This window comes from Bradyrhizobium sp. LB11.1, assembly GCF_040549385.1.
Taxonomy (GTDB): Bacteria; Pseudomonadota; Alphaproteobacteria; order Rhizobiales; family Xanthobacteraceae; genus Bradyrhizobium.
The window spans coordinates 347,761-371,837 of sequence record NZ_JBEPTH010000003.1 but is presented as its reverse complement, the minus strand read 5'-3'; the positions used below and the strand labels follow the sequence as shown (position 1 = coordinate 371,837).

The 24,077-nt window shown below is 63.4% G+C and carries 24 protein-coding genes; 14 read left to right on the top strand and 10 right to left on the bottom strand.

Annotation, left to right across the window (positions count from 1 at the left end; all coding sequences use genetic code 11):
• Positions 1–14: 14 nt before the first annotated feature.
• Positions 15–341 (top strand): FMN-binding negative transcriptional regulator, encoded by a 327-nt coding sequence (locus tag ABIA96_RS09440; RefSeq protein ID WP_354136768.1) that lies wholly within the window; start codon positions 15–17, stop codon positions 339–341.
• Positions 342–412: 71 nt separating this feature from the next.
• On the opposite strand, the gene ppx is transcribed toward ABIA96_RS09440, so the two are convergent.
• From ppx to ABIA96_RS09420, 4 genes are all read right to left on the bottom strand, one after another.
• Positions 413–1,915, bottom strand: a complete 1,503-nt coding sequence (gene ppx, locus ABIA96_RS09435; RefSeq protein WP_354136767.1) for an exopolyphosphatase — start codon at positions 1,913–1,915, stop codon at positions 413–415.
• 15 nt (positions 1,916–1,930) lie between these two features.
• Positions 1,931–4,120 carry an RNA degradosome polyphosphate kinase gene (locus ABIA96_RS09430; RefSeq protein WP_354137122.1) on the bottom strand — a complete coding sequence of 730 codons (2,190 nt, stop codon included), beginning with the start codon at positions 4,118–4,120 and terminating at the stop codon, positions 1,931–1,933.
• Between the two features lie 140 nt (positions 4,121–4,260).
• Entirely contained in the window at positions 4,261–4,938 is a 678-nt protein-coding gene (locus tag ABIA96_RS09425; RefSeq protein ID WP_354136766.1) for a P-loop NTPase family protein, read from the bottom strand.
• Between the two features lie 92 nt (positions 4,939–5,030).
• On the bottom strand, positions 5,031–5,573 hold the full coding sequence (locus ABIA96_RS09420) for a CDP-alcohol phosphatidyltransferase family protein (RefSeq protein ID WP_354136765.1): 543 nt from the start codon (positions 5,571–5,573) through the stop codon (positions 5,031–5,033).
• 154 nt (positions 5,574–5,727) lie between these two features.
• Between ABIA96_RS09420 and purM the strand changes: the two genes are divergently transcribed.
• Together purM and purN are read left to right on the top strand one after the other, a co-directional pair.
• On the top strand, positions 5,728–6,801 hold the full coding sequence (gene purM / locus ABIA96_RS09415) for a phosphoribosylformylglycinamidine cyclo-ligase (RefSeq protein WP_354136764.1): 1,074 nt from the start codon (positions 5,728–5,730) through the stop codon (positions 6,799–6,801).
• A gap of 14 nt (positions 6,802–6,815) precedes the next feature.
• Positions 6,816–7,469, top strand: a complete 654-nt coding sequence (gene purN / locus ABIA96_RS09410; RefSeq protein WP_354137121.1) for a phosphoribosylglycinamide formyltransferase — start codon at positions 6,816–6,818, stop codon at positions 7,467–7,469.
• A 90-nt stretch (positions 7,470–7,559) separates the two neighbouring features.
• On the opposite strand, the gene ABIA96_RS09405 is transcribed toward purN, so the two are convergent.
• On the bottom strand, positions 7,560–7,766 hold the full coding sequence (locus ABIA96_RS09405) for a cold-shock protein (protein WP_007591938.1): 207 nt from the start codon (positions 7,764–7,766) through the stop codon (positions 7,560–7,562).
• Positions 7,767–8,144: 378 nt separating this feature from the next.
• Here ABIA96_RS09405 and ABIA96_RS09400 point away from each other — a divergent pair, with 378 nt between their 5' ends.
• Entirely contained in the window at positions 8,145–9,299 is a 1,155-nt protein-coding gene (locus tag ABIA96_RS09400; RefSeq protein ID WP_354136763.1) for an autotransporter outer membrane beta-barrel domain-containing protein, read from the top strand.
• A gap of 7 nt (positions 9,300–9,306) precedes the next feature.
• Here ABIA96_RS09400 and ABIA96_RS09395 read toward each other — a convergent pair whose 3' ends face one another.
• The gene (locus tag ABIA96_RS09395; RefSeq protein ID WP_354136762.1) at positions 9,307–10,347 is read right to left on the bottom strand and encodes a LysR family transcriptional regulator; all 1,041 of its coding nucleotides are present in this window, start codon (positions 10,345–10,347) and stop codon (positions 9,307–9,309) included.
• Between the two features lie 70 nt (positions 10,348–10,417).
• On the opposite strand from ABIA96_RS09395, the gene ABIA96_RS09390 reads away from it, so the two are divergent.
• The 5 genes from ABIA96_RS09390 to ABIA96_RS09370 all read left to right on the top strand — a co-directional run bounded on the left by ABIA96_RS09390 (position 10,418) and on the right by ABIA96_RS09370 (position 14,001).
• Positions 10,418–11,035 (top strand): hypothetical protein, encoded by a 618-nt coding sequence (locus tag ABIA96_RS09390; protein ID WP_354136761.1) that lies wholly within the window; start codon positions 10,418–10,420, stop codon positions 11,033–11,035.
• Positions 11,022–11,642 (top strand): GNAT family N-acetyltransferase, encoded by a 621-nt coding sequence (locus ABIA96_RS09385; RefSeq protein WP_354136760.1) that lies wholly within the window; start codon positions 11,022–11,024, stop codon positions 11,640–11,642. Before ABIA96_RS09390 ends, ABIA96_RS09385 begins: the two co-directional genes overlap by 14 nt.
• A gap of 25 nt (positions 11,643–11,667) precedes the next feature.
• Complete coding sequence (locus ABIA96_RS09380; RefSeq protein ID WP_354136759.1) at positions 11,668–12,231, top strand: isochorismatase family protein; 564 nt, start codon at positions 11,668–11,670, stop codon at positions 12,229–12,231.
• Positions 12,232–12,257: 26 nt separating this feature from the next.
• Positions 12,258–12,434: a hypothetical protein gene (locus ABIA96_RS09375; RefSeq protein ID WP_354137140.1), complete on the top strand. Its 177-nt coding sequence runs from the start codon at positions 12,258–12,260 to the stop codon at positions 12,432–12,434.
• 184 nt (positions 12,435–12,618) lie between these two features.
• A complete protein-coding gene (locus tag ABIA96_RS09370; protein WP_354136758.1) occupies positions 12,619–14,001 on the top strand; it encodes an aspartate aminotransferase family protein in 1,383 nt (460 codons plus the stop codon).
• A 173-nt stretch (positions 14,002–14,174) separates the two neighbouring features.
• Here the strand turns inward: ABIA96_RS09370 and rnd are convergent, their stop codons facing one another.
• Positions 14,175–15,344, bottom strand: coding sequence for a ribonuclease D (rnd, locus tag ABIA96_RS09365; RefSeq protein WP_354136757.1), 1,170 nt, complete (start codon positions 15,342–15,344; stop codon positions 14,175–14,177).
• A gap of 356 nt (positions 15,345–15,700) precedes the next feature.
• The gene (locus ABIA96_RS09360; protein WP_354136756.1) at positions 15,701–16,600 is read right to left on the bottom strand and encodes a LysR family transcriptional regulator; all 900 of its coding nucleotides are present in this window, start codon (positions 16,598–16,600) and stop codon (positions 15,701–15,703) included.
• 104 nt (positions 16,601–16,704) lie between these two features.
• Between ABIA96_RS09360 and ABIA96_RS09355 the strand changes: the two genes are divergently transcribed.
• A complete protein-coding gene (locus tag ABIA96_RS09355) occupies positions 16,705–17,694 on the top strand; it encodes a zinc-dependent alcohol dehydrogenase family protein (protein ID WP_354136755.1) in 990 nt (329 codons plus the stop codon).
• Between the two features lie 45 nt (positions 17,695–17,739).
• On the opposite strand, the gene ABIA96_RS09350 is transcribed toward ABIA96_RS09355, so the two are convergent.
• Positions 17,740–18,489, bottom strand: coding sequence for a FadR/GntR family transcriptional regulator (locus ABIA96_RS09350; RefSeq protein ID WP_354136754.1), 750 nt, complete (start codon positions 18,487–18,489; stop codon positions 17,740–17,742).
• Between the two features lie 175 nt (positions 18,490–18,664).
• On the opposite strand from ABIA96_RS09350, the gene ABIA96_RS09345 reads away from it, so the two are divergent.
• From ABIA96_RS09345 to ABIA96_RS09330, 4 genes are all read left to right on the top strand, one after another.
• A complete protein-coding gene (locus tag ABIA96_RS09345; RefSeq protein ID WP_354136753.1) occupies positions 18,665–19,801 on the top strand; it encodes an ABC transporter substrate-binding protein in 1,137 nt (378 codons plus the stop codon).
• A 65-nt stretch (positions 19,802–19,866) separates the two neighbouring features.
• Positions 19,867–20,931: an ABC transporter ATP-binding protein gene (locus tag ABIA96_RS09340; protein ID WP_354136752.1), complete on the top strand. Its 1,065-nt coding sequence runs from the start codon at positions 19,867–19,869 to the stop codon at positions 20,929–20,931.
• Between the two features lie 11 nt (positions 20,932–20,942).
• Entirely contained in the window at positions 20,943–21,830 is an 888-nt protein-coding gene (locus ABIA96_RS09335; protein WP_354136751.1) for an ABC transporter permease, read from the top strand.
• 9 nt (positions 21,831–21,839) lie between these two features.
• Positions 21,840–22,661 carry an ABC transporter permease gene (locus ABIA96_RS09330; protein ID WP_354136750.1) on the top strand — a complete coding sequence of 274 codons (822 nt, stop codon included), beginning with the start codon at positions 21,840–21,842 and terminating at the stop codon, positions 22,659–22,661.
• A 76-nt stretch (positions 22,662–22,737) separates the two neighbouring features.
• Here the strand turns inward: ABIA96_RS09330 and ABIA96_RS09325 are convergent, their stop codons facing one another.
• Positions 22,738–24,069 carry an ABC transporter substrate-binding protein gene (locus tag ABIA96_RS09325; protein WP_354136749.1) on the bottom strand — a complete coding sequence of 444 codons (1,332 nt, stop codon included), beginning with the start codon at positions 24,067–24,069 and terminating at the stop codon, positions 22,738–22,740.
• Positions 24,070–24,077: the final 8 nt, after the last annotated feature.

The following is a 24,077-nucleotide window of genomic DNA, read 5'->3' as shown; positions in this document are numbered from 1 at the left end:
ATATGGCGCCAACCATGTACCAGGTGATGGTCGAAGCGGAGGGCGACGTCTCGCTGCAGGACCAGGAAACAACACGTTCGTGGATCGACCAACTGACGAAGCGATATGAGAGTGGCCGTCCCGAGCAATGGACGATGCGAGAGTTGCCGGAGGACGGCATCGCCCGGCGGATGTCGATGATTGTTGGTTTTGAGGTGTCGATAACGACCATTCGAGGCAAAGCCAAGCTCGGTCAGGACGAGCCGCAAAGTGATGCTCTGTTGGTAGCCTCGAAGCTCGAGCTATCGCGGATGCGCAGTGATCAGCAATTGGCTGCCTGGATCAGGGAAAAGAACTCGTAGGCAACCAGAGCGAAGCTCGCTATGGCAGGCGCATCAGATTTCCGCACGACGGCGTCGAACCCTTTTTCGCCCTAACGCCGCACGATTGATCCGCTGCGCCCGATCAGGCGGGCGAGCTGCTTGAAGCGGCTGCCGACGCGGTCGGCGACGAGATCGCCGAGCCTGTGCTCGAACACCAGCATCAGATTGCGACCCTGGCTGCGGAAATGCGTGGCGGGCAGGACGCCCGGACGTGCGGCCGAGATCAGATGGGCAACACGGAACGCTGCGCCCAGGAGACGGGCGCGTTCGAGCTGGGCCGGCGTCAGCAACTCCTGCATCGTGACCGGCGGCTGGTTCTCTTCGCTCAACCCGGCATAGCGATAGAACACCGACAGGCCGACAAAGGCGCGCTCGGTGTGCGTGATTGCACCGAAATTGCCGTTGACGACAAGGCTCAGCGTTTGCTCGCCGCGATGGTCGGGATGCACGCGCCAGCCGATGTCGGAAAGCAGGCAGGCCGCATGGCGAAGCCGGCGGTCCTCCTCGGTCTCGCGCAGCTTGACCACGCGCGCGAGGCGGTCGGTCCAGGCGATCAGCTCACGAGCGTGCTTGGCCGAGCGCGACAGCAGTTGGTTCAGCTCTTCCGCCGCGCAGATCAGCCCGTCCTTGTTGCGCTCGCTCTCCGACAGCTTCTCGTGCAGCAGGCCTTCGCGCACCCCGAAGGTCGAAAACACGATGGTCTTGGGCTTCGCCACGCGGATGATGTGCTCGAGCACCAGCGCCGCATAGGTAAGAAGCGGGCGGCGTGCATCGGCGACGATCTCGATGTCGGCGAGCATGTCGACGGCCGCAAGCCGGCGCAGACGACGCGAAAAGTCGAGCGCTTCGGCTGCTGAAATCGAATAGCCGTGCATCACCTGGAGCGGGTAACCGCTCTGGATGATGTGGATGCGTGCGAGCGCGCGCCAGGTGCCGCCGACGGCATAGAAGCTGCGGCCGCTGCCCGCCTTGAGCTGCGGCACTTCGTCGATTGCCTCACGTACGATGCGGTCGGCGCGCTTCAGCGATTTGTGTGCGAGGTCCTGCAGCGCGAGGCCGCCCAGCGGCAGCGTCACGCCGCTGCGCACGCTGTTTCCGCGTACGTCGATCAGTTCGAGCGAGCCGCCGCCGAGATCGCCGACGATGCCGTCGGGGCGGTGAATGCCCGAGATCACGCCAAGCGCCGACAGCTTCGCTTCGCGCGGTCCCGACAGGATCTCGATTTTCACGGCGCAGATGCGCTCGGCTTTCGCGATGAAGTCGGGGCCGTTGGAGGCGTCGCGGCAGGCAGCGGTGGCGATCGCGAACACGCGGCCGACCTGCATCACGCGGCACAGCGCGCGGAAGCGCTTGAGCGAGGTCAGCGCCTTGTCGACGGCATCGGGCGCGAGCAGACCCGTGCTCTGCACCTCACGCCCGAGGCCGCACAGCGTCTTCTCGTTGAAGATCGGAATCAGGCTCCGCGTCAGTCCCTCGTAGACGACGAGACGAACCGAGTTGGAGCCGATGTCGATGACCGCGACACTAGCGCCACGCTTGCGCGGCCGTTTCACGGCAGGAATCTCCGGTCAGGACTGATGGCGTTCGTTCCGGCGCGTGAGACGGCGCGGCGAGGATTCCTTGAGCGACTTTCCACGGCCAGACAGACTCGGATTTGTCATGAAGTAGTTGTGTACGTTGAAAGGCTCCTCGCCCTTCGCGGCCTTCATACGCGTTGAGGACCCGTCCGGCAACAATTGCCAGCTCTGCTCATTGTCCTTCAAATTCGCGACCATGATCTGTTCGAGAACCTGCTGATGCACCGTGGGATTTTGCAGCGGGCACAGGACCTCGACGCGGCGGTCGAGGTTGCGCGGCATCATATCGGCCGACGAGATATACACAGCCGCTTTCGCGCTCGGCAGGCCTTGGCCCATGCCGAAGCAGTAGATTCGGCCGTGTTCCAGGAAGCGTCCGATGATCGACTTGACGCGGATGTTCTCCGACAGACCGGGAATGCCGGGGCGGAGGCAACAGATACCGCGTACGACGAGCTCGACCTGCACGCCGGCCTGTGAGGCCTCGTAGAGCGCATCGATGATGTCGGGATCGACCAGCGCATTCATCTTCATCCAGACCGCGCCGGGCTTGCCGTGGCGCGCGTGCTCGGTCTCGCCCTGGATGTGCTCGATGATGCGCTTGCGCAGGGTCAGCGGCGACACCGCCATCTTTTCCAGATCGCTTGGTGCTGCGTAGCCGGTGATGAAGTTGAACACGCGCGCGGCGTCGCGGCCGATGGTCGGTTCCGAGGTGAAGTAGGAGAGGTCCGTATAAATACGCGCGGTGACCGGGTGATAGTTGCCGGTGCCGGTATGAACGTAAGTGGTGAGGCTGCCGCCCTCGCGGCGCACGACCATCGAGAGCTTCGCGTGCGTTTTCAGTTCGAGGAAACCGTACACGACCTGCACGCCGGCGCGTTCGAGGTCGCGCGCCCAGCGGATGTTGGCCTCCTCGTCGAAGCGCGCCTTCAATTCGATCAGCGCGGTGACGGACTTGCCGGCTTCGGCCGCTTCCGCCAGCGCGCGCACGATCGGCGAGTTGTTGGAGGTGCGGTAGAGCGTCTGCTTGATCGCGACGACGTCGGGATCGCGCGCGGCCTGCTGCAAGAACTGCACCACGACGTCGAAGGATTCGTAGGGGTGATGGACGATCAGATCCTTCTGGCGGATGGCGGCAAAGATGTCGCCGCCATGCTCGCGCACGCGCTCGGGATGGCGCGGCACGTAAGGCGTGAATTCGAGGTCGGGGCGGTCGAGGCGCGTAAGCTGCGACAGCTCGTTCATGGCGAGCACGCCGTCGACCAGGAATACCTCGTCGTCGGCCGCCGACAGCGCATGCTGCACGAAGCTGCGCAGCTCCTCCGGCATCTTGGCGTCGATCTCGAGCCGGATCACCGATCCGCGGCGGCGGCGCTTCAGCGCGGTCTCGAACAGGCGGACGAGGTCTTCGGCCTCTTCCTCGATTTCGAGCTCGGAGTCGCGGATGATGCGGAAGGCCCCCTGGCCGTGAAGACTGTAGCCAGGGAATAGACGGTTGATGAACAGACCGGTCGCCTGCTCAAGCGAGATCAACCTGACCTTGCCCTCGGCCGGCAGGCGGATGAAGCGGTCGATCTTGCCGGGCATGCGGATCAGCGCGTTCATTGGCTTGCCGTCGGCCTCGCGTGTGAGCTGGAGCGCGATGGTGAAGCCGAGGCTCGGGATGAACGGGAAGGGGTGCGCCGGATCAATCGCCAGCGGCGTCAGCAGCGGGAAAACATTGTTGAGGAAGTAGTCCTCGAGCCAGATCCGCTCCGTCTTGGTGACCTCCTTGCCGTCGACCAGTATGATGCCGACGCCGGCCAGCGTGCCGCGCAAATCGGCCCAGATTGCGTGCTGATCGGAGGCCAACTGGGGGACGGTCCGGTTGATCAGCGCAAGCTGTTCGGACGGTGTCAGGCCATCCGGCGCGCGCTCGGCAATGCCCTCGCGCACCTGCGCCTTGATGCCGGCGACGCGGACCATGAAGAACTCGTCGAGGTTATTCGCCGAAATCGACAGGAAACGCACCCGTTCCAGTACAGGGTGGCTGGGATTCACCGATTCCTCGAGAACCCGACGGTTGAAATGCAGCCACGAGAGTTCGCGATTGATGAATCGCTCCGGGCTCGATGCGATCGCCGGCTGACGCTCGGGTTCCGTGGCTTTCTCTTTTGTATCAATAGCTTGCGCGGAATCCATGAGAAGTCGATCCATCCAGGTCGCCCCAATTTGCGACTTACGCCCAAAACCGGCCGGAGCATGTGTTAGTGCGATGACGTTTCGATGACATTGATGTTCCGCCGTCGCGCCGCGTCAAGCGGCTCCGAGGGGCGTGGCGGTCAAGCATCCCGAAGCAGCTCGGCTGCGAGCGCCCGGGTGACGGGACGGCCGAGCCGCAGGGCCTCGCCGTCGAGCAGCTCCACGGCGCGCCGCGCTGCGGCGGACGACCGCTCCAGCCGGGTTGCGAGGTAGCTCACCACGCTTTCGTCCACGGCGAGCTGGCGGTCGGCGCAGAACTTGACGATCAGGCCGCGGAACAGCTGGTCGTCCGGCGACAGTAGCGAAATCATTGGAATCGTCCGAAGCCGCGAGCGCAGGTCGCGGAGCTCGACGTCGAGCGCCGCCGGCGCCTCGCGGCCGGTGAAAAGCACGTAAGCGCCGTCCTCGCGGGCGAGGTTCATGAGGTGGAAGAGGGCGCGCTCGTCAAAGTCTCTGGCCTTGAGATCCTCGACCACCAGCGCGCCGGTCGCGAGCGCGCCGGGGACACTGGCCGCGGTCATCGCATTGGCCGTGGTCGAGCGGGCGCCAGCCTCCTCGGCCCAGATCGCGGCCAGATGGCTCTTGCCGCTGCCTTCGGGGCCGGCCAGCCACATGATCCGATGCGGCCATTCCGGCCAGCCGTCGATCAGAGTAAGGCCGGCGGCATTGGCGGGCCCCTCGAGGAAATTGTCCCGGCTCAGGCTCTCCGCGTGCGGAAGCGAAAATGCCAATTGTCGGGGATGAACGCGGCCTGGCACGCTTATTTTGCTCCATGCCGGCGCGCCGGCCTCGTCTGAAGAGATTTGACTTATTCGATCCCGAGTTGGCCTTTTGCGGGGCCGTATCCCCTTCATTTGGCCTCGAGCGTGCTCATGTGCCGCAGCCACTCGACGAGATAGAGCGACACGGAGGACAGCGTGAAGACCGTCACGAGGGCCATCAGGATTATATCATAAGGACCGGGCTTGAAGCCGAAGGCGAGGGCGGCCAGCACCAGTGCCGCATAGGCCACCTGCGCCGCTGTGTTGAGCTTGGATACTTTCGACGGCTTCATCTCGACCGGCTTGTCGAACAGCCAGGACACGATCACGGCGGCGACGATCATGATGTCGCGCGATACCACCAGGATCACGATCCAGCGGGGAATGTCGCCCCAGATGCCGAGCGACAGGTAGATCGAGACCAAGAGGGCCTTGTCGGCGAGCGGATCGAGCAGGGCGCCGAGTTCGCTCGCCATATTGAAACGCTTGGCCAGGAAGCCGTCGACGGCGTCGCTAATGCCGGCGATCAGGAAGACGGCAAACGCCACCTCCATTTGGCTCGACACGATGGCCCAGACGATGATCGGGACCAGCATGATGCGGCCCAGGGTAATGATATTCGGAATACTCACGCGGCGCTTCCCGGCACCCGGCCTGACCTCGAAATCCGGCCCCTTCGAGGCTGAACCAGTTGATATCTACATAGTATAGGGCGGGGCGCCACGCTTGCCATTGCGCGTCCCCGGAATTCGACGTAACCAGCCGCAAACCCACTGGAAATCGGGCATGACCGACCGCAAAAACGGCCTCACTTACGCCGATTCAGGCGTCGATATCGACGCGGGCAACCGCTTGGTCGACCTGATCAAGCCGATGGTGCGCGCCACCGCACGACCCGGCGCCGACGCCGAGATCGGCGGATTCGGTGGCCTGTTCGACCTCAAGGCGGCCGGCTTCAAGGATCCCATCCTGGTTGCGGCCACCGATGGCGTCGGCACCAAGGTCAAGATCGCGATCGAGACCGGCCTGCATGGCGGGATCGGCATCGACCTCGTCGCCATGAGCGTCAACGACCTCGTGGTACAGGGCGCCGAGCCCCTGTTCTTCCTCGACTATTTCGCGTGCGGCAAGCTCGACCCGGAGGCCACCGCCTCGATCGTCGCCGGCGTCGCCGAAGGGTGTCGCGAATCCGGTTGCGCTCTGATCGGCGGCGAGACCGCCGAAATGCCCGGCCTCTACAAGGACGGCGACTATGATCTCGGCGGCTTTGCCGTTGGTGCCGCCGAGCGCGGCACGCTGTTGCCGCGCAAGGACATTGCCGCGGGCGACGCCGTGATCGGCCTGGCCTCGTCGGGCGTGCACTCCAACGGATTTTCGCTGGTGCGCAAGATCGTCGAACAGTCCGGTCTCGGCTTCGAGGCGCAGGCGCCGTTCTCGCCGGTCATGACGCTCGGCGGTGCGCTCCTGACGCCGACGCGGCTTTACGTCAAATCCTGCCTGCGCGCGATCCGCGAAACGGCAGCGGTTAAGGGCCTCGCCCACATCACCGGCGGCGGTTTCACCGACAACATTCCGCGCGTGCTGCCGAACCATCTCGGCGTCGGCATCGATCTGGCGCGCCTGCCGGTGCTGCCGGTGTTCAAATGGCTGGCGGCCCAGGCCGGCATTGCCGAGCTGGAGATGCTGCGCACCTTCAACTGCGGCATCGGCATGATCGCGATCGTCGAGCCCGACAAGGTCGACGATGTCGTGCGGGTCTTCACCGATGCCGGCGAGACTGTGGCGCAACTCGGCACCGTGATCCCGGCCGAGGGCGAGCACCGCGTCGTCTATAACGGCCATCTCGACATGGCACTGTGATGACTGGCGCTGTGATGAAGCGCCGCGTCGCCATCCTGATCTCCGGCCGCGGCTCCAACATGTCCGCGCTGATCAAGGCCGCAAGCGCGGCGGATTTTCCGGCGGAGGTTTCGCTCGTCATCTCGAACAAGGCTGATGCGCTCGGACTCGAACGGGCCAAGGCGGCCGGCGTGGAAACACTGGTGATCGAGAGCAAGCCGTTCGGCAAGGACCGCGCCGGCTTCGAGGCCGTGTTGCAGGCAGCGCTCGACCGGCACGGCATCGAGCTGATTTGCCTCGGCGGTTTCATGCGCCTGTTTACCGCCGAGTTCACCAGGGCCTGGTACGGGCGGATGCTCAACATCCATCCCTCGCTGCTGCCGTCGTTTCCGGGCCTCGATCCGCACGGCCAGGCCTTGCGCGCCGGCGTCAAACTGTCTGGCGCGACAGTGCACTTCGTCATCCCCGAGACCGATGCTGGCCCGATCGTGATGCAAGGCGCGGTACCCGTCAGCGATCACGACACGGCGGAGACGCTGTCGGAGCGCATCCTCGAAGTCGAGCACCGCATCTATCCTGCGGCACTAAGCCTGCTTGCGACCGGCAAGGTCCAGATCGAGGGCGACGTCTGCAAGACGGCGGGCAGTTCGGCGTCGGAGAATTTTCTGGTAGCGCCGGTGGCGAACTGAGGCGTGGTCGCGTTTCGTCGTCCCAAACAAAATCCCCCGGCAGCGCCGGGGGCAACGTCATGATCTCTCGCGCTTTGGCTTTGAGAGAAATCAGGAGACCTTGAGGTTCTCCGCGGAGGCTTTGCCGCGGTTCTCCACGAGGTCGTATTCAACCACCTGGTTTTCATTGAGGGTGGAGAGTCCGGCACGCTCGACGGCGGAGATGTGGACGAACACGTCCTTGTCGCTGCCGTTCGGCTTGATGAACCCATAGCCCTTGGTCGGGTTGAACCATTTGACGGTGCCCTTTTGTGGCATCGTAGTCTCCTCCGCTAGATACAAAAAAGACGCGGCTGCTTTTCGCACGCCACGCCACAAACGGGCTTCCGGAAGTCTGTTCGAGTCTTGAGTCTCAAGGTCGCGAAACGCACAGCCGAGCGCCAATTCCGATTGTGTCCGACATTGCAACATGAAAATCGCGCGTTAGCAAGCCGCGCCCGGATTTCAAGATCGGACCGGGCGCACGCGCCTGCTATTTGCGACCTGTGGCCGCGGAACCACAATCGAGGGCAATAGCCCCGGCCGTCGCATGCCAACCGGTTGACCCTCCGAGGCAGTTCGGCACAAATCGCCGCACGCGCCGCAACTCGTGTTGCATTTTTGCGGATCGCCATTTTGCCATCGGGATTTGTCGGCATGGGCTGCCCCTCGCAGCGTTCGGGAACATGGCAGACGATCGGGTTGGACCGCGTCCGGCGGATCGTGGCCGCGATCGCCATGGCGCTTGCGTTCGCCGTGATGATGTCGGCGACGCCGGGCTTCGCGCAAAGCCCGACGCCGACCCCGACCCCGACACCCACGCCGTCGCCAACCCCGGTGCCGATGCCGACCTCGACCAATTACGACCAGTCGGCCGGCAACAGCGCACTCAATCTCGGCTCGAACTTCCTGGAGCGCCTCGGCAATCAGGCCTCCGGCGGCGTCAATCGCGCGTTCCGAACCAACCCCGGCGGTGGCGGAGCCTCGGCGAGCACGGAGGATCCGCGTTACCGCACCTGGTACGAGGGCTACGGCGTTTCGGTCCGGACCGATCCGCAGGGCGATTTCGTCGGCGACAAGCGCAAGACGTTCGGCGGCGTCGCCGGCTTCGGTGCTCGGGTCGCGCCGGGCGTCAATCTCGGCTTCTCCGTCGATCAGAGCCATACCGACATCGACGTGCCGCTCGCGCTGCAATCGGCGACGCTCGACCTGACCCAGATCGGCTTCAACGGCTCCGTCGACAAGGGACCCTGGACCTGGGCCTTCGCGGTGGTGCACGGTTTCGGCAAGGTCCATTCCAGCCGGGATACCGGCTTTGGCCTGGCGACGGCGGGTTATCGCGCCGCGGTCGACGGCGCGTTGACCGAGATCAGCTATTACTGGACCAGGGACCAGATCCGCATCGTGCCCAAGGGCGCGCTCGAATATGTGCGGGCCACCGGCGCGGCGTTCCAGGAGGCGGGCGGACTCGATCCGCTCAACGTTGGCTCGAGCGCGATCGCGCGCGCGCGGGTCATGATCGGCGCCGAGATCGGGCGCTACTTCATTTTCGACCAGAAGATCCTGGACCTCTCGGCCTACGGCAAGTTCGTCGACAATTTCTATCAGGATCTGGGTTCGGTCCAGGTCAGCCTCGGGACCCAGAACATCGTCGTCCCCGGCATCGGCGAGAGCCGTTACGGCATGGACGCCGGCGCCTCGGCCTCGCTCAGCCTGACCAACACCGCGCGGCTCTACGTCAATTACGACGGCAAGTTCCGCAACGAGCTGACGTCGCACCAGGGCACGATCGGCTTCGAATATCGGTGGTGAAGCCCGCTCACTTCGGCGTCGCTGCAACGTATCCAGACAATCCAAAGCCTTCGTGCGCAGCCGTCATCATCGGCACCAACGCGTTCGGATGGATGAATTCGTCGCGGAAACAGGGATGGGTTTTGGGGTCGAAGATCTGCTTCAGCCAGTCGACCACGATCTTGTGCCGCTCGGAGGTGCGGAACTCCTTGTGATAAGTGAGCCAGAGGTCGGCGTGGTGGCTGACGCCGAGGTCGACGGCGACGAGTGGCGCACCGAGCGCGATCGACACCGTCGGCAGGAAACCGATGCCGGCGCCGCGCTCGACCGCATAGAGCACGCCAACGGAAGAATTGGTCTTGATCCCGACGATGCCCTCCAGCGATTTCAACCCGAGCACGCGGGCATAGGCGCCGTCGTCGACCTGCGGCGCGCTCTGCTTGATGATGCGGTGGTTCGGCAACTCAGCGAGCGTCGCCGGCACGCCGTAGAGGTCCGCATAGTCGCTGGAGACGAAGGGATAAATGTGCAGCCGGCCGAGCCTGGCAACGATGAGATCGGGATTGGTCGGCGGCTCGAGCTGGATCGCGATGTCCGACTCCAGCCGCGCGACGTCCGCCTGCTCCATCGCGCAACGCAGATCGACGGCGATCTTGCGATAGGTCTTCTGGAAATCGATCAGCCGCGGCAGGATCCAGAAATTGCCGGGGCCCTCCGTCACCGCGACGCGCACCGTGCCCGACGTATCGTTGGACGAGCGCGAGGCGCGGCGGAAGACGTTGAAGGCGTGGCGCTCCATATGCGCGACGTCGGCGATCATCGCGGTGCCTTCGTCGCTGAGCGTGAGCCCGCTCTGGTCGCGCAGGAAAAGCTTGCAACCGATGCTCTCTTCGAGCCGGTCGATCCGGCGCATCAATGTGGTGGAGGTGAGCCCGAGCTCTTCGGCCGCGTTGCGAAAACTTTTATATTTTGCGCAAGCTAAAAACAGTTTCAAATCGTCCCAGGACGCATTTAGCGCTTCTTCATGGTGCTGCATCAATGCAGCACCCCGGTGCAATACTTGCTGCATACTCCTGATCTCCAGCCGCTAGGCTCTCCTCATAGCGGCGTACAAAACCCCCGAACGATAGAGGGACGACATGAGTAAGGAAAGGGGCTCGTTTGCCGCAAGGCATGATTTCGATGCCTTGCCGCTGAGCCCTGACGTGGATGTCCGTTGCGCGCAATTTTCCGAAATTGCCGCGCTTTCGGAGATGGCGCGACGGCTGGTGCCGGGTGTGCAGATCGGGGCGATGGAGCTCGCGACATATTTCGCTTTCGATCCCCAGAGCATCCTCACATTCACCCGAAATGGCAATCTGCTCGGCGGCATGGCCTTCATGTTTCTCAACGACCGCGGGCATGATGCATTGCTGCTCGACGATATCTGCCTGACCGCACCCGACACGCGTCATCTCGCCTCGGCAAACGAGGCGGTTTCGGCGATTTATATCTGGGCGATCGCGGCGACCGGCCGTGGCATCGCCGGTCTTGGCAAGGCTGCGGCTCATCTTCGCCAGATAAGATTTCATGGCGCCGATTGCTATGCGCAGCCGTCAACCGTGGCCGGACGCGAGATCATGAGAGCGACCGGATTCGAGCCAATTTCAAGCTTCCAGCCCGATCTCTGGTGTTACGAGCGGCCCTGGCATCGGCAGCCGATGCGCATGCCGGGCGCGATCATTCAAGCAAGGAGTTTTGCAGATGCACGGCACTAGGATTCCTCTCGCCAAACCCGACTCCCGCGCAATCACCGTTCGTCTCGCGCGTGATCCCAGCGATCTCATGCTTGTCACGGCCATTCGTTCCGCGGTCTATCTCGCGGAGCAGGATTGTCCGTTCGACGAGGAGTTCGATGGCAACGACATGGTTGCCGCGCATTTCATCGGCTACATCGGCAACGAGCCCGCGGGCTGTTTGCGCGTGCGCTTCTTCGGCGATTTCGCCAAGGTCGAGCGGCTCGCGGTGCGTCACCAATATCGGCGCTCGCGCATCTCGTTCAAGCTGGTGCAGGCCAGCGTCGACTACGTGAAGCGCAAGGGGTTCCGCAAGATCTACGGCCAGGCGCAGGACCGGCTGGTCGATTTCTGGGCTCATTTCGGCGCCAAGCCGCTCGGCCACAATCGCAAGATCACCTTCTCGGATTTCTCCTACACGGAGATGCTGCTGGAGATCGAACCTGGGCCGGACGCCATCACGCTGGACAGTGATCCCTACGTTATCATCCGCCCCGAGGGCGATTGGGACCGGCCGGGGGTGCTCGACGCCTCGGCGGGGCGGGTGGTGACTTCGCCGCTGCGAGATCTCGCACTCGCCGATCGTTGAAACTGGTGCAGCTCCGCGCAAGACAATGCTGGTTTCCATCCATGACGATCCGCCGATCCTGATTTGTGCGGATCTCCAGGTCGAATATCTGACCCCTGGGCGTCGCCACGTCATTGTCGACGGCGACACCGCCACGATGCGCTGCCTGGAGTTGCTGACGCTGTGGCGCAGCAATCTCTGGCCGGTGATGCATTTGAAGCGCATCGCGCAGGCGGCGTGGTTCAATCCGTCATCCAGACTGACCGATTGGATCGCGGAGGCCAGGCCGCGGCCCGGCGAGATGACGTTCGAGCACCCGTTGCCGTCGGCTTACAGCTCGTCGCGTTTCGTGGACTACATGTCCAACCTCCGCAACGTGCGCTGCGTGATGACGGGCTTTTCGCTCGACGAGACCATCCTGGCCACCGTCGTCGAGGGATTTCACCGTAGCCACCGCTATCAGGTGGTCGGCGATGCCGTGGCCTGCCGGCAGCCAGGCTCGGGCGAGGCGGCGGCCTACAAACAGTCGGTGGTGAATGTCATCGCCAACTTTGCTACACTCCAGTCCAGCGCCGAACTGATCAAAACCAGCGGCGCCGTCGCAGTCTAGACTGACGCGATCGGCGGATGGATGGGGTGTGGACATTGTCTCGGGAGGACGAGCTCAGGGAGCTGGCGAGCGATCTGTCGCGTGCCGTCGAGGTGGCGCGCCGGATCGGTCTGCCCACGACCATCTATCTGCTCTCGATGGCGCTGGTCGAGGTGAGGGAAGCCTCAGCCGACAACGACGAGAATGACGACGGTGCGGCCTGATCGTTGTCCTGTGTGCGGCTTTGTGCATCGCTGCTGAGCGCTTGCTGCCGACGAATTGGCGTTGCAAGTCTTGCCTCGTCGCAATAGCGAAGTAGCTTGAGAAGTAGCTTGATACGAGTAACTCGATGATCGAGTGGTGATGCTGGCCGTGCCGGCGACGTGATGACGTAAGGGATCCCTGCAAATGTCCATGCTGCCCAATTCGCAAGAAGCCCGGGATGTGGCCTACCAGCTCCACTCCTATACCAACGCCCGCGCGCATCAGCAGGCAGGTCCGCTGGTGATCGAGCGCGGCGAGGGGCCCTATGTGTTCGACGCGTCGGGCAAACGCTATTTCGAGGCGATGGCGGGGTTGTGGAGCGTCGGGCTCGGCTTCAACGAGAAACGGCTGGTCGATGCCGCGCACAAGCAGATGCTGGCGCTGCCGTTCTATCACACCTTCTCGGCCAAATCGCACGGGCCTTCGATCGACCTCGCCGAGAAGCTGGTCGCGCTCGCACCGGTGCCGATGAGCAAGGTGTTCTTCACCAACTCCGGCTCGGAGGCGAACGACACCGTCCTCAAGCTGATCGCCTATCGCTCCAATGCGCTCGGCCAGCCCCAGCGCAAGAAGATCATCAGCCGCATGCGCGCCTATCACGGCGTCACCATTGCGTCCGCGAGCCTCACCGGCCTACCCAACAACCACCGCTCGTTCGACCTGCCGCTGCCGAACATCCTGCATACGGGATCGCCGCATTTCTACAAGGACGGCGCGCCCGGCGAGAGCGAGGAAGCGTTCGCGACGCGCCGGGCCGAGGAGCTCGACGCGCTGATCCAGAAGGAAGGACCTGACACGATCGCGGCTTTCTTCGGCGAGCCCGTGATGGGGGCGGGCGGCGTCGTCGTGCCGCCGGCGACCTATTGGGACAAGATCCAGCAGGTTTTGCAGAAGTACGACATCCTGCTGATCGCCGACGAAGTGATCTGCGGCTTCGGCCGCACCGGCAAGATGTTCGGCTGCGAGACCTACGGCATCAAGCCCGACGCGATGGTGGTCTCCAAGCAGATCACGTCGAGCTACTTCCCGCTGTCGGCGATCATCATGAACGACCGCATGTTCGAGCCGATCGCGGACGAGAGCAACAAGATCGGCGTGCTCGGCCACGGCTTCACCGCGGGCGGCCATCCGGTCGGTTCGGCGGTTGCGTTGGAGAATCTCAAGATCATCGAGGAGCGCGGCTTGGTCGCGCATGCCGCCGAGCTCGGCGGCTACATGCAGGGCAAGCTGCGCGAGCTCACCAGCCATCCGCTGGTCGGCGAGGTCCGCGGCGTCGGCATGATCGCAGCGATCGAGCTCGTGCTCGACAAGGGCCGCAAGACCGCGGCCGCGACGCCCGGCGCCGTCGGCGGCATGGCGAGCCGTATGCTACAGGAGCGAGGCGTGATCTCGCGCAACATGCTCGACGCCATCGCCATCTGCCCGCCGCTGATCGTCACCAAGGCCCAGATCGACGAGCTGATCGCGGCGATCACTGGCGTGTTGAACGACATGAAGTCGGAAGTGGCCAAGCTGCCGCAGGCGTAGGGGCCTCTCGCCCCCGTCATTGCGAGGAGCGAAGCGACGAAGCAATCCAGACTGTCTCCTCGGAAAGACTCTGGATTGCTTCGCTGCGCTCGCAATGACGCGTTGGAAGCAGCGGGCGCTAATCCATCCCCGTTCATCCTTCGAGGCTCGCCATGCTGCGCATGGCGCGCAGTTCAGGATGACGGTTTAACCGCCTCCGCCCGCTGAACCCCGATCACGCGGCCCTTCTCGATCGCCAGCGCCAGCTCGCCGCGCTTGAGCTTCAGCGCGTTGTCGCCGAACAGCTCGCGGCGCCAGCCGCGCAGGGCGGGCACATCGGCGTCGTCGTCGGCCGCGATCTCCTCGAGATCGTCGACGGTCGCGATCACTTTGCTGGCCACCGCATGACGCTCGGCGGTCATGCGCAGCAGCACCTTCAACAGCTCGACCGTCGCAGCGCCGTTGTTATTGTTGCGCGGCTTCTCCAGCTTCGGCAGCGTGGAATGGTCCCGCGCCAGCCCGCGCTCGACGGCGGCGACGATATCTGCGCCCCATTTGGATTTCTCAAACCCCTTCGGTACCGAACGCAGGTTTGCGAGCTTCTCGATCGTGTTCGGCGCGTGGGTCGCGATGTCGCTGACGGCCTCGTCGCGCAGCACGCGGCCGCGCGGCACGTCACGGCTCTGCGCTTCCTGCTCGCGCCAGGCCGCGACCTCCATCAGTACGGCAAGGTCCTTCGGCTTGCGCACCCGTGTCTTCAGCCGCTCCCAGGCGCGCTCGGGGTGGAAGTCGTAAGTCTTTGGCGAGGTCAGGACCTCCATCTCGATCGAGACCCATTCGCTGCGGCGGCGCTTCTTCAAATCGGCGTCGAGTGCTGCGAACACGTCGCGCAGATGCGTGACGTCGGAGACCGCGTAATGCATCTGCTCCTTGGTCAGCGGCCGGCGCGACCAGTCGGTGAAGCGGTGGGTCTTGTCCGGGCGGTGGCCGGTGACCTTCTCGACCAGGGCGTCATAGGCGATGCTGTCGCCATAGCCGAGCACCATGGCCGCGACCTGGGTGTCGAACACCGGATGCGGGATGATGTTGGCCTGGTGCCAGATGATCTCGATGTCCTGGCGCGCAGCGTGAAACACCTTCAGCACGCTCTCGTTGGCCATCAGCTCGAAGAACGGCTTGAGGTCGATGCCCTCGGCCAGGGTGTCGACGACGATCGCTTCCTCGGCGCTGGCCAACTGCACCACGCACAACAGCGGGTAATAGGTGGTTTCGCGCAGGAACTCGGTATCGACGGTAATGACGGGATGCTTGGCCAGCCGGCTGCAGGCAGCCGCGAGGTCAGCGGTGGTGGTAATCAAATCCATGAAGGGCCCATGACACTTGCCATCAGCCGTTCTGCCGAAAGCGCTGTGATGTCAAGGGGCTCGTGACGAATTCGAGCCTTGCATTGGGCCGGAATCACTTCAGTTGGCCGAAATTCCTATTCGTACCGGATCCGGTTCGAGGATTTGCGGGCGCAGGGCAGCGCCACCACGACCAGACACATGGCAACCAGCGCCAATCCCAGGAACTCGAAAACCAACAGATCCACGGCGGAAATCTCCAGAAACACCGTTAGATTTGTCGGCTGTGCGTTGAGGGTCTGTTAATTCAAATGGTTACCGGCGGCTGGGCGGGCCGGATGGTGGACGCGGGGTTAACGCGGCCTTCGGGCCCGCCATCACGTCATCAGCTTCGGCAGGCCGGCGGCGAGGGTATCCACAGTGGCGCGAACCTTTGGCGGCATCCGAGACGAACGCGGCCACAGCGCGTGGCAGTCGTACAGGAATTCTGGTTGTCCGCCGAAGAGACCGGTCAGCGCGCCGGTGTCGAGGCGCTCGCGGACCAGCCAGTAGGGCAGCCAAGCCAGCCCCATGCCTTGTGCGGCGGCATCGGCGATGGCCTCGAGATCATCGAGCCTCAGCCTGCCGATGGGCGTGATCTCGCGTGGAGGCTGGTCCGATTGTGGGAATAGCCATGGCCGGACGCGCCCCGAGCGGCGATAGATGATCGCCTGATGCGATGCGAGATCGTCGATCCTTTTCGGCCTGCCGTTGGCGCGCAAATACGAGCGCGCGCCGCACACCACCATGCGCTGGCTCGCGATGCGCCGCGTGATCAGGCCGGACTGGTCGTCGAGTTCGCCGGTCCGGATCGCGAGGTCGTACCCGGCCTCGATGATGTCAGCGATCGGGTCGCCGAAAGACAGATCAAGCTCGAGATGCGGATATTTTCGCGCGAGCTTTATCAGCAAGGGAGCGATGCAGTGCCGTCCCAACAGGGCGGGCATGGTCACGCGCAGCCTGCCGCGCGGCTCGGAGAGCTCGTCGGCAACGACGGTGTCAGCGGCCTCCACTTCTTTGAGCACGACACGGCAGCGCTCGTAATAGGCCTTGCCAGCTTCCGTCAGGCTCTGGCGGCGCGTGGTGCGGTTGAGGAGGCGGACGCCAAGGCGCTCTTCGAGGAAGCGTATATGCTTGCCGACCATCGGCCCCGACATCTCGAAGGCGTCGGCGGCGGCTGCGAACGAGCCGAGATCGACGGCCCTGACGAACACGGCCATGCTGGTCAGGCGGTCCATGATTAAAAACTCCTAGTTTCGACTGTTCACTTATTTCGACGATTTATCTGCTTCCGTGGGCGCGGCATAGCTCCATTCAGTTCAATTGTTTTGGAGTAGATCCAATGGCTCGCGTCGTTCGCTTTCACCAGCATGGCGGTCCCGAAGTGCTGCGCATCGAGACTGTCGACGTCGCGCCGCCGGCACGGGGCGAGGTGCAGATTCGCATAAAGGCATTCGGCCTCAACCGTGCGGAAGCCCTGTTGCGGAGGGGGACCTATATCGAGACCGCGACATTTCCGTCCGGCCTCGGGCTGGAGGCGGCGGGGATCGTCGAGGCTGTCGGAGCGGATGTTGCCGGCTTCGCGCCGGGCGATGCCGTCAGCATCGTGCCGCCGCTGTCGATGGTGCGATGGCCGGCCTATGCCGAACTCGCGACGTTTCCCGCCGAGCTTGTCGTGAAGCATCCCCCACAGTTGGATTTCGAGACGGCGGCTGCGGTGTGGATGCAATATCTCACGGCTTACGGCGCACTGGTCGACATCGCCGGACTCGCGCGAGGGGATCTCGTCGCCATCACGGCGGCGTCGAGCAGCGTTGGGCTAGCGGCCATTCAGATCGCGAACCGGATCGGGGCCGTTCCGATCGCCCTGACGCGGACGTCGGCCAAGCGGTGGGCGTTGCGCGATGCCGGCGCCGCACACGTCGTCGCGTCAGCCGAAGAGGATATTCGCGCGCGGCTGGACGACATCGCCGGCTCAAGCGGCGTCCGTGTGGTGCTCGATGCGGTCGGCGGACCCGCGTTCGAGCCGCTGACCGCGGCGATGTCGCCGGGCGGCATCCTGATCGAATATGGCGGATTGAGCCCCGAGCCGACGCTATTCCCGCTCGTCAACGTGCTGACCAAGAGCCTGGTCCTGCGCGGCTACCTCGTGCACGAGATCACCCGCGATCCCGCGCGCCTTGCGAAGGCAAAGGCCTTCATCCTCGATGGGCTGGCGGACGGCACGTTGAAGCCGATCATCGCCCGAACGTTTCGGTTCGAGGACATCGTCGAGGCGCATCGCTTCCTGGAGTCGAACGAGCAATTCGGCAAGATCGTAGTCACGATCTGAGATCGTGGTGACGATCTGAGCCGATGCAATCGCGCGCCGCAGCAATCAGCCTCCCTCAAATATTCTCTTTCGCGCATTGTCGACGTGGGTGCGCATGGCGCGACGGGCACCTTCTTCGTCCTGAGCCTCGACGGCTTCGAAAACGCGGCGATGTTCCTGCTGGCCTCGCAGGATTCGGCCGCGCGGCTGAATGAGAGAGAGATTGCGGTTCAGATTGACGCCGATGGCGATCTGTTCCCTCAACGAGGTCAGCGTCTCGACGAAGAACCGGTTGCCGCTTGCTTCTGCAATCGTGCGGTGGAAGAGGAGATCCTCCTCGACGCCCAGTCCGCCCTCACGCCCTTGGGCAACCATTGCATCGAGCTTCGTGAGGACCTGGTGGATGCGGCGCAGGCTTTGCCTGTCCCGGTTGCGCGCAGCAAGAGCCGCGGCATCGCCCTCGACAGCCATCCGGAAGATAAAGCAGCGCTGGATGTCCGGGATGCTGCTGACGGGCGCGAAGTCGAAAGCGTTGGCAGCCGGGCGCCGCGTGACGAACCAGCCCGCGCCCTGGCGCGACGCGATCAACCCGTCATCGCGCAATCGCATCAAGGCTTCGCGAACGACGGGGCGCGAGACGTCGAGCAGGTCAGCAAGGCCGTTTTCGGGCGGCAGCCGGCAGTCGATGGGAAGGATGCCCATCGCGATGTGGCCGAGCACGTGGTCGTAGACACGGTCGCTCAACCGCCCGGTCGCGGGGGAGCGCGGCAGTTCAGCGACCTTCGCAGTGCGCTTTTTCAAATTCGGCTCCGCCAATTTGGATAGTCAGCCATTGGACAAATTATTGACATATGTTCTGACAAGTTCAGGTCGTTCCCGCTGTGCTGAAATGTCCGTGCAACAGATAGCTTGACAACAAGGCTCAGTTTCGCCGATCTTCGTATTACAAATAAATAACAACTAATGACAAAAATAAAGACTGGGAGGACTTATGACGAAGGTGTCAGCGACCCTGATGGCCGCCGCCTTGATTGGGGCGAGCCTCAGTGGAGCCTTTGCCGCTCCAATCAGCCTGTCGATCATCGACACCGGCGGCGATCTCGCCTCCACGCAAACCATCATCGAGAACTACAAGAAGGCCAATCCCGACAAGGTCGGTGAGATCAAGATCCAGCGCGCGCCCGCGCCGGAGCTTCCCGCGAAGATCAAAACGCAGCAGGATGCCGGACGTCTTGATATCAACCTGGTGCTGACTGGACAGGACGGCGGCGCGCTGCTCGCGCAGAACGGCCAGCTTCTCGCCATCCCCGACTATCAGAGCAGCTTTCCGCGCGATGTTCTGACCGACGCCGGCAAGGCGCTGTATGACGAGGGAAAGGGATTCCTGCTTCCGTCGGTCGGCAATGCCGGCGGCCCGGTGCTGATCTACAACCCCGCCAAGGTGCCCAACCCGCCGAAGACGGCGCAGGAATTGCTCACCTGGGTGAAAGCAAACCCTGGCAAGTTCATGTATGCGCGTCCGGCCAACAGCGGCCCGGGCCGCGCGATCCTGCAGGGATTTGCCTTCATCCTCGGGGACTCCAAGCCGCTCGATCCTGAAAAGGGCTGGGACAAGAGCTGGGACTTCCTGAAGGAGCTCGGCAAGTCGACGGAATACTATCCGACCGGCACCGCCATCACCCTGAAGGAGTTCGCGCAGGGACAGCGCTGGATGATCGCCGGGATCATGGAATGGGACATGAAGCCTCGCGCCCAGAGCGTGATCCCGCCGGATTCCAAGATCGTGATCCTGGAGAACACCACCTTCGTGGTGGATGGCCACTACTGGTGCATTCCGAAGGGTGTGCCGCAGGAGCAGGTGGATGTCATCATCGACCTGATGAAGTTCATGTGGAAGCCCGAACAACAGGCTCTCACCTGGAAGGCCTTCATCGGCCCGGTCGTGAAGGCCGCGACCCTCGCATCGGCGCCAAAAGAGATACAGGACGAGGTGAAGGAGTTCTGGCGTCCTGAGTACGACCAGATCGGGACCAAGTGGAAAGTCTCGCCTCCGCTGGGCGTGAAGGAGCTGAGCTACGCGATGGACCGGTGGGATCGCGAGATCGGCGCTGATCAGGTCAAGAAATAATCATCGCGGGGATCAGAGAGCGGGGGGCGCACCAGCGTGCCCTCGCGCGCGCATGTGGGGCAGGGATGACCGATTCCATTGACAAGCTAGAGATGTCGATCACCAAGCGCTACGGCGGCAAGGTCGTGCTCGACCGCCTTCCGCTGGAGATCGGGGGCCGTGAATTCGTCACTTTCCTCGGGCCGAGCGGCTGCGGAAAGTCGACTGCCCTCGGCATCATCGCCGGCCTCGTGCTGCCGAGCGACGGCGAAATTCACCTCAACGGCCGCCGTATCGATGATCTGCCGCCGGAAAAGCGCGGCTTCGGCATGGTGTTCCAGAACTATGCGCTGTTCCCGCATCTGACTGTATTCAACAACGTCGCGTTCGGCCTTTCGCTGCAGAACCGACCGTCCACGGAAATCAAGCAGCGCGTGCAGGAGATGCTCGGACTGGTCCGTCTTGCCGGCTATGAAGACCGCTATCCCGGCCAGCTCTCCGGCGGCCAGCAGCAGCGTGTCGCCATCGCGCGCGCACTCGTGTTGCATCCCCGCTTGATGCTGTTCGACGAGCCGCTCTCCAATCTCGACGCCAAGCTCCGCGTCGAGATGCGCACAGAGATCAAGCAGTTGCATGCAAGGCTCGGCTTGACCTCCATTTATGTGACCCACGACCAGGCCGAGGCGCTGTCGCTCTCCGATCGCATCGTCGTCTTGCGCGAGGGTGTGCTGATGCAGGTCGGCACACCGCAGGAGATCCACGACCGGCCAAAGAACGTCTTCGTTGCCGATTTCATGGGTTTTCGAAATTTCCTCGACGTGACGCTCGGGGGGGAGGCGGGCGGCATGATCGAGGCGAATTTCAGGGGACAGGCGCTGCGGGCGAGGGCGCGAGACGGCTTCGGTCCGGGAGACGACGCTGTGCTGGCGATCCGCCCCGAGGATGTCCGGCTCGGCAAGCCGGCTGATGGGGTCAATGCGCTGCGTGGCAAAATCGAACTGGTCGAGTATCTCGGCCGGGAGCAGGAGGCGGAGATATCTTTCGGTGACGGCGCGAGGCTTTGGGTCCGTTCGCTGGAGAAGCTTTCGGTCGGGGACACGCTGGATCTGACGCTGCCGCCGGAAAAATTCGTGCTGCTGCGTCGCGAGTGAGGAGACAAGTCGTGGCTCTCACCCGTTCCGATCGCCGCAGCGAGCTCGATTTGCTTGCGATCCTCTGTCTCGCGCCTTCGCTGCTCTACGTGCTTGCGATGTTCGTCTATCCCTTCGTTTACGGGATCTACATCAGCCTGCAGCCGGCGAAACGCGGCGCGGCCGGAATCCTGTCGAACTATGTCGCCTTCTTCAGCGACGCCTATCAATACAGCACGATCAAGACCACGTTTCTGCTGGCACTGCCGACGACGATTGCCGTGGTGTTGATCGCGCTGTTTCTCGCCTATGGAATGCGGCGTGGGGTCTGGTTCGAGCGAACGATCACAACCATTCTCGTGCTTCCGATCTCGCTTGGCGTCGTCTTCCTCTCGGAAGGGATCCTCGGCTTCTACGGCACCAATGGCTGGCTGAACCAGATGCTGCTCGCCGCTGGCCTGATCGAGAATCCGCTCGAGCTGACCCACAATTCCATTGGCGTCATCTTCTCGCTGTTCATGCAGAATTTCCCCTTCTGCTTCCTCATGCTGCTGGGCTACATCTCAGGCATCGACCCGAGCCTCGAGAGTTCCGCCCGCATGCTGGGGGCAGGGCCGTGGACGATCTTCAGGCGCGTGATGTTTCCCTTGATCGCGCCCGGCCTGATCATCGCCTTTGCGTTGGTCTTCGTGATGAGCTTTGCGGTGTTCCCGTCGGCGGTGATGGTGGGGCAGCCGGCCGGTTCGACGCGAACGATTTCGATCGCCGCGTATCAGCAGGCGTTCGAGCAATACGACATGTCCTATGCCTCCGCGATCGCCGTCATCATGGGGCTGTGCCAGCTTGCGGCGCTCGTTGCCATCGTGCTGGTGCGCCGCCGCATGACCATCGCGACGACCATGGGCGTCGGCAAACGCTGAGAGGGACCGATGCGCGGACGCCTGTGGAAACTTGCGATCTATTTGTTCCTGCTCGGGTTCATCCTGAACCTGCTGGGCATTGTCTCGCATGTCGTGGTGAGCTCGTTTGCCAAGCGCTGGTTCGGCAACCCGCTTCCGCCGGCCTTCACGGCGGACTGGTACACCTACGCCTGGCGGGAGTTCGAGCTCGCGCACATTCTCTTCATCACGCTGTTCATCGCGCTGGCTGTCGTGGTCATTGCGCTCGCGATCGGATTTCCGGCCGCTTACGTGCTGGCGCGGCGCAATTTCAGGGCCAAGCCGATCCTGCTGCTGCTCTACTTCCTGCCGCTGCTGATCCCGCAGATGACTTACGGAATTCCGCTTGCCACCACGCTTTACAGGTTCGGCGTCGGCGGGACCGTGCTCGGCGTCATTCTCGCGGTGCTGGTCCCGATGGTGCCGCTCGCCGTGTTCATCCTGCTGCCGTTCTTCGAGCAGATCAGCATGAACCTCGAATGGTCGGCGCAGATGCTGGGCGCGAACCGGATCCAGATCTTCCGCCGCATCCTGCTGCCCCTGATGCTGCCGGGCATCCTGACGGCGGGGCTGCTCGTGCTCGTGAACACGATCTCCAACTTCGAGCTGGCGTTCCTGCTCGCAGGCGGAGGCTCGCAGACCCTCGTCGTGGCACTTTACTACAATGTCTTCGCTGGTGGCGTCCGGCCGGTCTATTCGATCGACGCCATGGCGGTGATCTACATGTGTACGGTCCTCGCCGTGCTGCTGATCGCGTTGCGGTTTGTGCGTCCGACCCAGATGGTCTTCAGGCTCGACGGGAAGCGCAACTGATCGAATTTGAACTGCCCAGAATGAATTCGGCGCTCCGCAGGACGGAGCGCCGAAGTTCTTTTGCAGGATGGCCGCCTTACGGCAGCTTCAGCGACGTCTCCGCATTGTACGGCTTGAGCGTCTCGTCGGCGGCCTTCTGGGCGGCGACGAGGGCCTCCTTCGGCGGCTTCTTGCCGTTGAGCACCAGCATCACCTCGTCCTCGAGGTTCTTGCGCACGGGCACGGTCTTGTAGGTCGCAAACCACGGTTTTGCGACGTCGAGCTGTTCGACGGCGGTCTTGGCGTCCGGGTTCTTGTTGAGGAAGTCGACCATATCAGGCGTCTTGTAGGCGGCCATGTTGGGCGCGAAATAGCCGGTGGCGCGGCTCCACCAGGCGCTCTTCTCGGGCGAGGTCATCCACTTGATCAGCGTCCAGGCGGCCTTCTGCTTGTCCGCTTCGACGCCCGCGGGAATGATCAGCGAAGCACCGCCGATCGGCACGGCGTTGCGGACGTTGCGCGGGATGAAGGCGACCTTGTAGTTGAACTTGGCGTTCTCGCGCACATAGGTCAGCGACCCCGTCGACAGCATCATCATCGCGGCGTTGCCGGAGATGAAGGAGGTGCTGACGGCTGGTCCCGGCGTGGCGCCGGGCGGGTGGACCTTGTGCTTGTTGACGAGGTCGCTCCACCAGGTCAGCGCGCCGAGCATCGAGGGTGTGTCGTAATAGACTTCGCCGCCGAACTCCTCGTTGTAGTAGCGCCCGCCATTGGTCATGGTGAGCGTTTCCATCATCCAGCCGCAATAGTCATAGGCGCAGGGGATTGCGATGCCCCACCGGGTGACCTTGTCGCCCTCGCGCTTGGTGAGCTTCTTGGCCCAGTCGGTGAGCTCGGCCCAGGTCTGCGGCGGCTTGTTCGGATCGAGGCCGGCTTCCTTGGCCTGGTCGGCGTTGATGTAGAGCAGCGGCGTCGAATTGTGGAAAGGCACGCCGTAGACCGAGCGGTCGATCACCGCGTTGCCCTGCAACGCCGGGAAGAACTGGCCCAGGAACTTTTCCTTGGTGCTGCCGTCGGCGGCGATCAGGCTGTCGAGATTGGTGAGCTCGTTCTCGATCTGCATGTCGAGCAGGAAGTTCGCCGACATGATCACGGCCGCCGGCGGCTTGCCGGCCTTGATCGAGGCGCGGGTCTTGATCAGCGTGTCGTCATAGGAGCCGGTATAGACCGCGGTCGCCTTGATATCGGGGTGACCGTCGTTGAACTCCTTGATCAAGGTGCCCATGTCGCGGGCGAGCTTGCCGTCGACGGGAACGGGGAAGAACAGGTCGATCTGGGTCGGACCTTCGGCCATCGCCGGAACGGCGAGGGCGCTTGCCATTGAGCCTGCGATGGCGAGGCCGAGCATGAGCCTGCGGGAGAACAGCATCTACAAAT

Coding starts and splice junctions, on each gene's coding strand:
- ABIA96_RS09340 (WP_354136752.1), top strand. CDS start 19,867: ATGACCGATTCCATTGACAAGCTAGAGATGTCGATCACCAAGCGCTAC.
- ABIA96_RS09405 (WP_007591938.1), bottom strand. CDS start 7,766: ATGCCACAAAAGGGCACCGTCAAATGGTTCAACCCGACCAAGGGCTAT.
- ABIA96_RS09385 (WP_354136760.1), top strand. CDS start 11,022: ATGCACGGCACTAGGATTCCTCTCGCCAAACCCGACTCCCGCGCAATC.
- ABIA96_RS09430 (WP_354137122.1), bottom strand. CDS start 4,120: ATGGATTCCGCGCAAGCTATTGATACAAAAGAGAAAGCCACGGAACCC.
- ABIA96_RS09400 (WP_354136763.1), top strand. CDS start 8,145: ATGGGCTGCCCCTCGCAGCGTTCGGGAACATGGCAGACGATCGGGTTG.
- ABIA96_RS09355 (WP_354136755.1), top strand. CDS start 16,705: ATGGCTCGCGTCGTTCGCTTTCACCAGCATGGCGGTCCCGAAGTGCTG.
- ABIA96_RS09380 (WP_354136759.1), top strand. CDS start 11,668: ATGCTGGTTTCCATCCATGACGATCCGCCGATCCTGATTTGTGCGGAT.
- ABIA96_RS09395 (WP_354136762.1), bottom strand. CDS start 10,347: ATGCAGCAAGTATTGCACCGGGGTGCTGCATTGATGCAGCACCATGAA.
- purM (WP_354136764.1), top strand. CDS start 5,728: ATGACCGACCGCAAAAACGGCCTCACTTACGCCGATTCAGGCGTCGAT.
- ABIA96_RS09440 (WP_354136768.1), top strand. CDS start 15: ATGTACCAGGTGATGGTCGAAGCGGAGGGCGACGTCTCGCTGCAGGAC.
- rnd (WP_354136757.1), bottom strand. CDS start 15,344: ATGGATTTGATTACCACCACCGCTGACCTCGCGGCTGCCTGCAGCCGG.
- ABIA96_RS09325 (WP_354136749.1), bottom strand. CDS start 24,069: ATGCTGTTCTCCCGCAGGCTCATGCTCGGCCTCGCCATCGCAGGCTCA.
- purN (WP_354137121.1), top strand. CDS start 6,816: ATGAAGCGCCGCGTCGCCATCCTGATCTCCGGCCGCGGCTCCAACATG.
- ABIA96_RS09330 (WP_354136750.1), top strand. CDS start 21,840: ATGCGCGGACGCCTGTGGAAACTTGCGATCTATTTGTTCCTGCTCGGG.
- ABIA96_RS09390 (WP_354136761.1), top strand. CDS start 10,418: ATGAGTAAGGAAAGGGGCTCGTTTGCCGCAAGGCATGATTTCGATGCC.
- ABIA96_RS09360 (WP_354136756.1), bottom strand. CDS start 16,600: ATGGACCGCCTGACCAGCATGGCCGTGTTCGTCAGGGCCGTCGATCTC.
- ABIA96_RS09370 (WP_354136758.1), top strand. CDS start 12,619: ATGTCCATGCTGCCCAATTCGCAAGAAGCCCGGGATGTGGCCTACCAG.
- ABIA96_RS09345 (WP_354136753.1), top strand. CDS start 18,665: ATGACGAAGGTGTCAGCGACCCTGATGGCCGCCGCCTTGATTGGGGCG.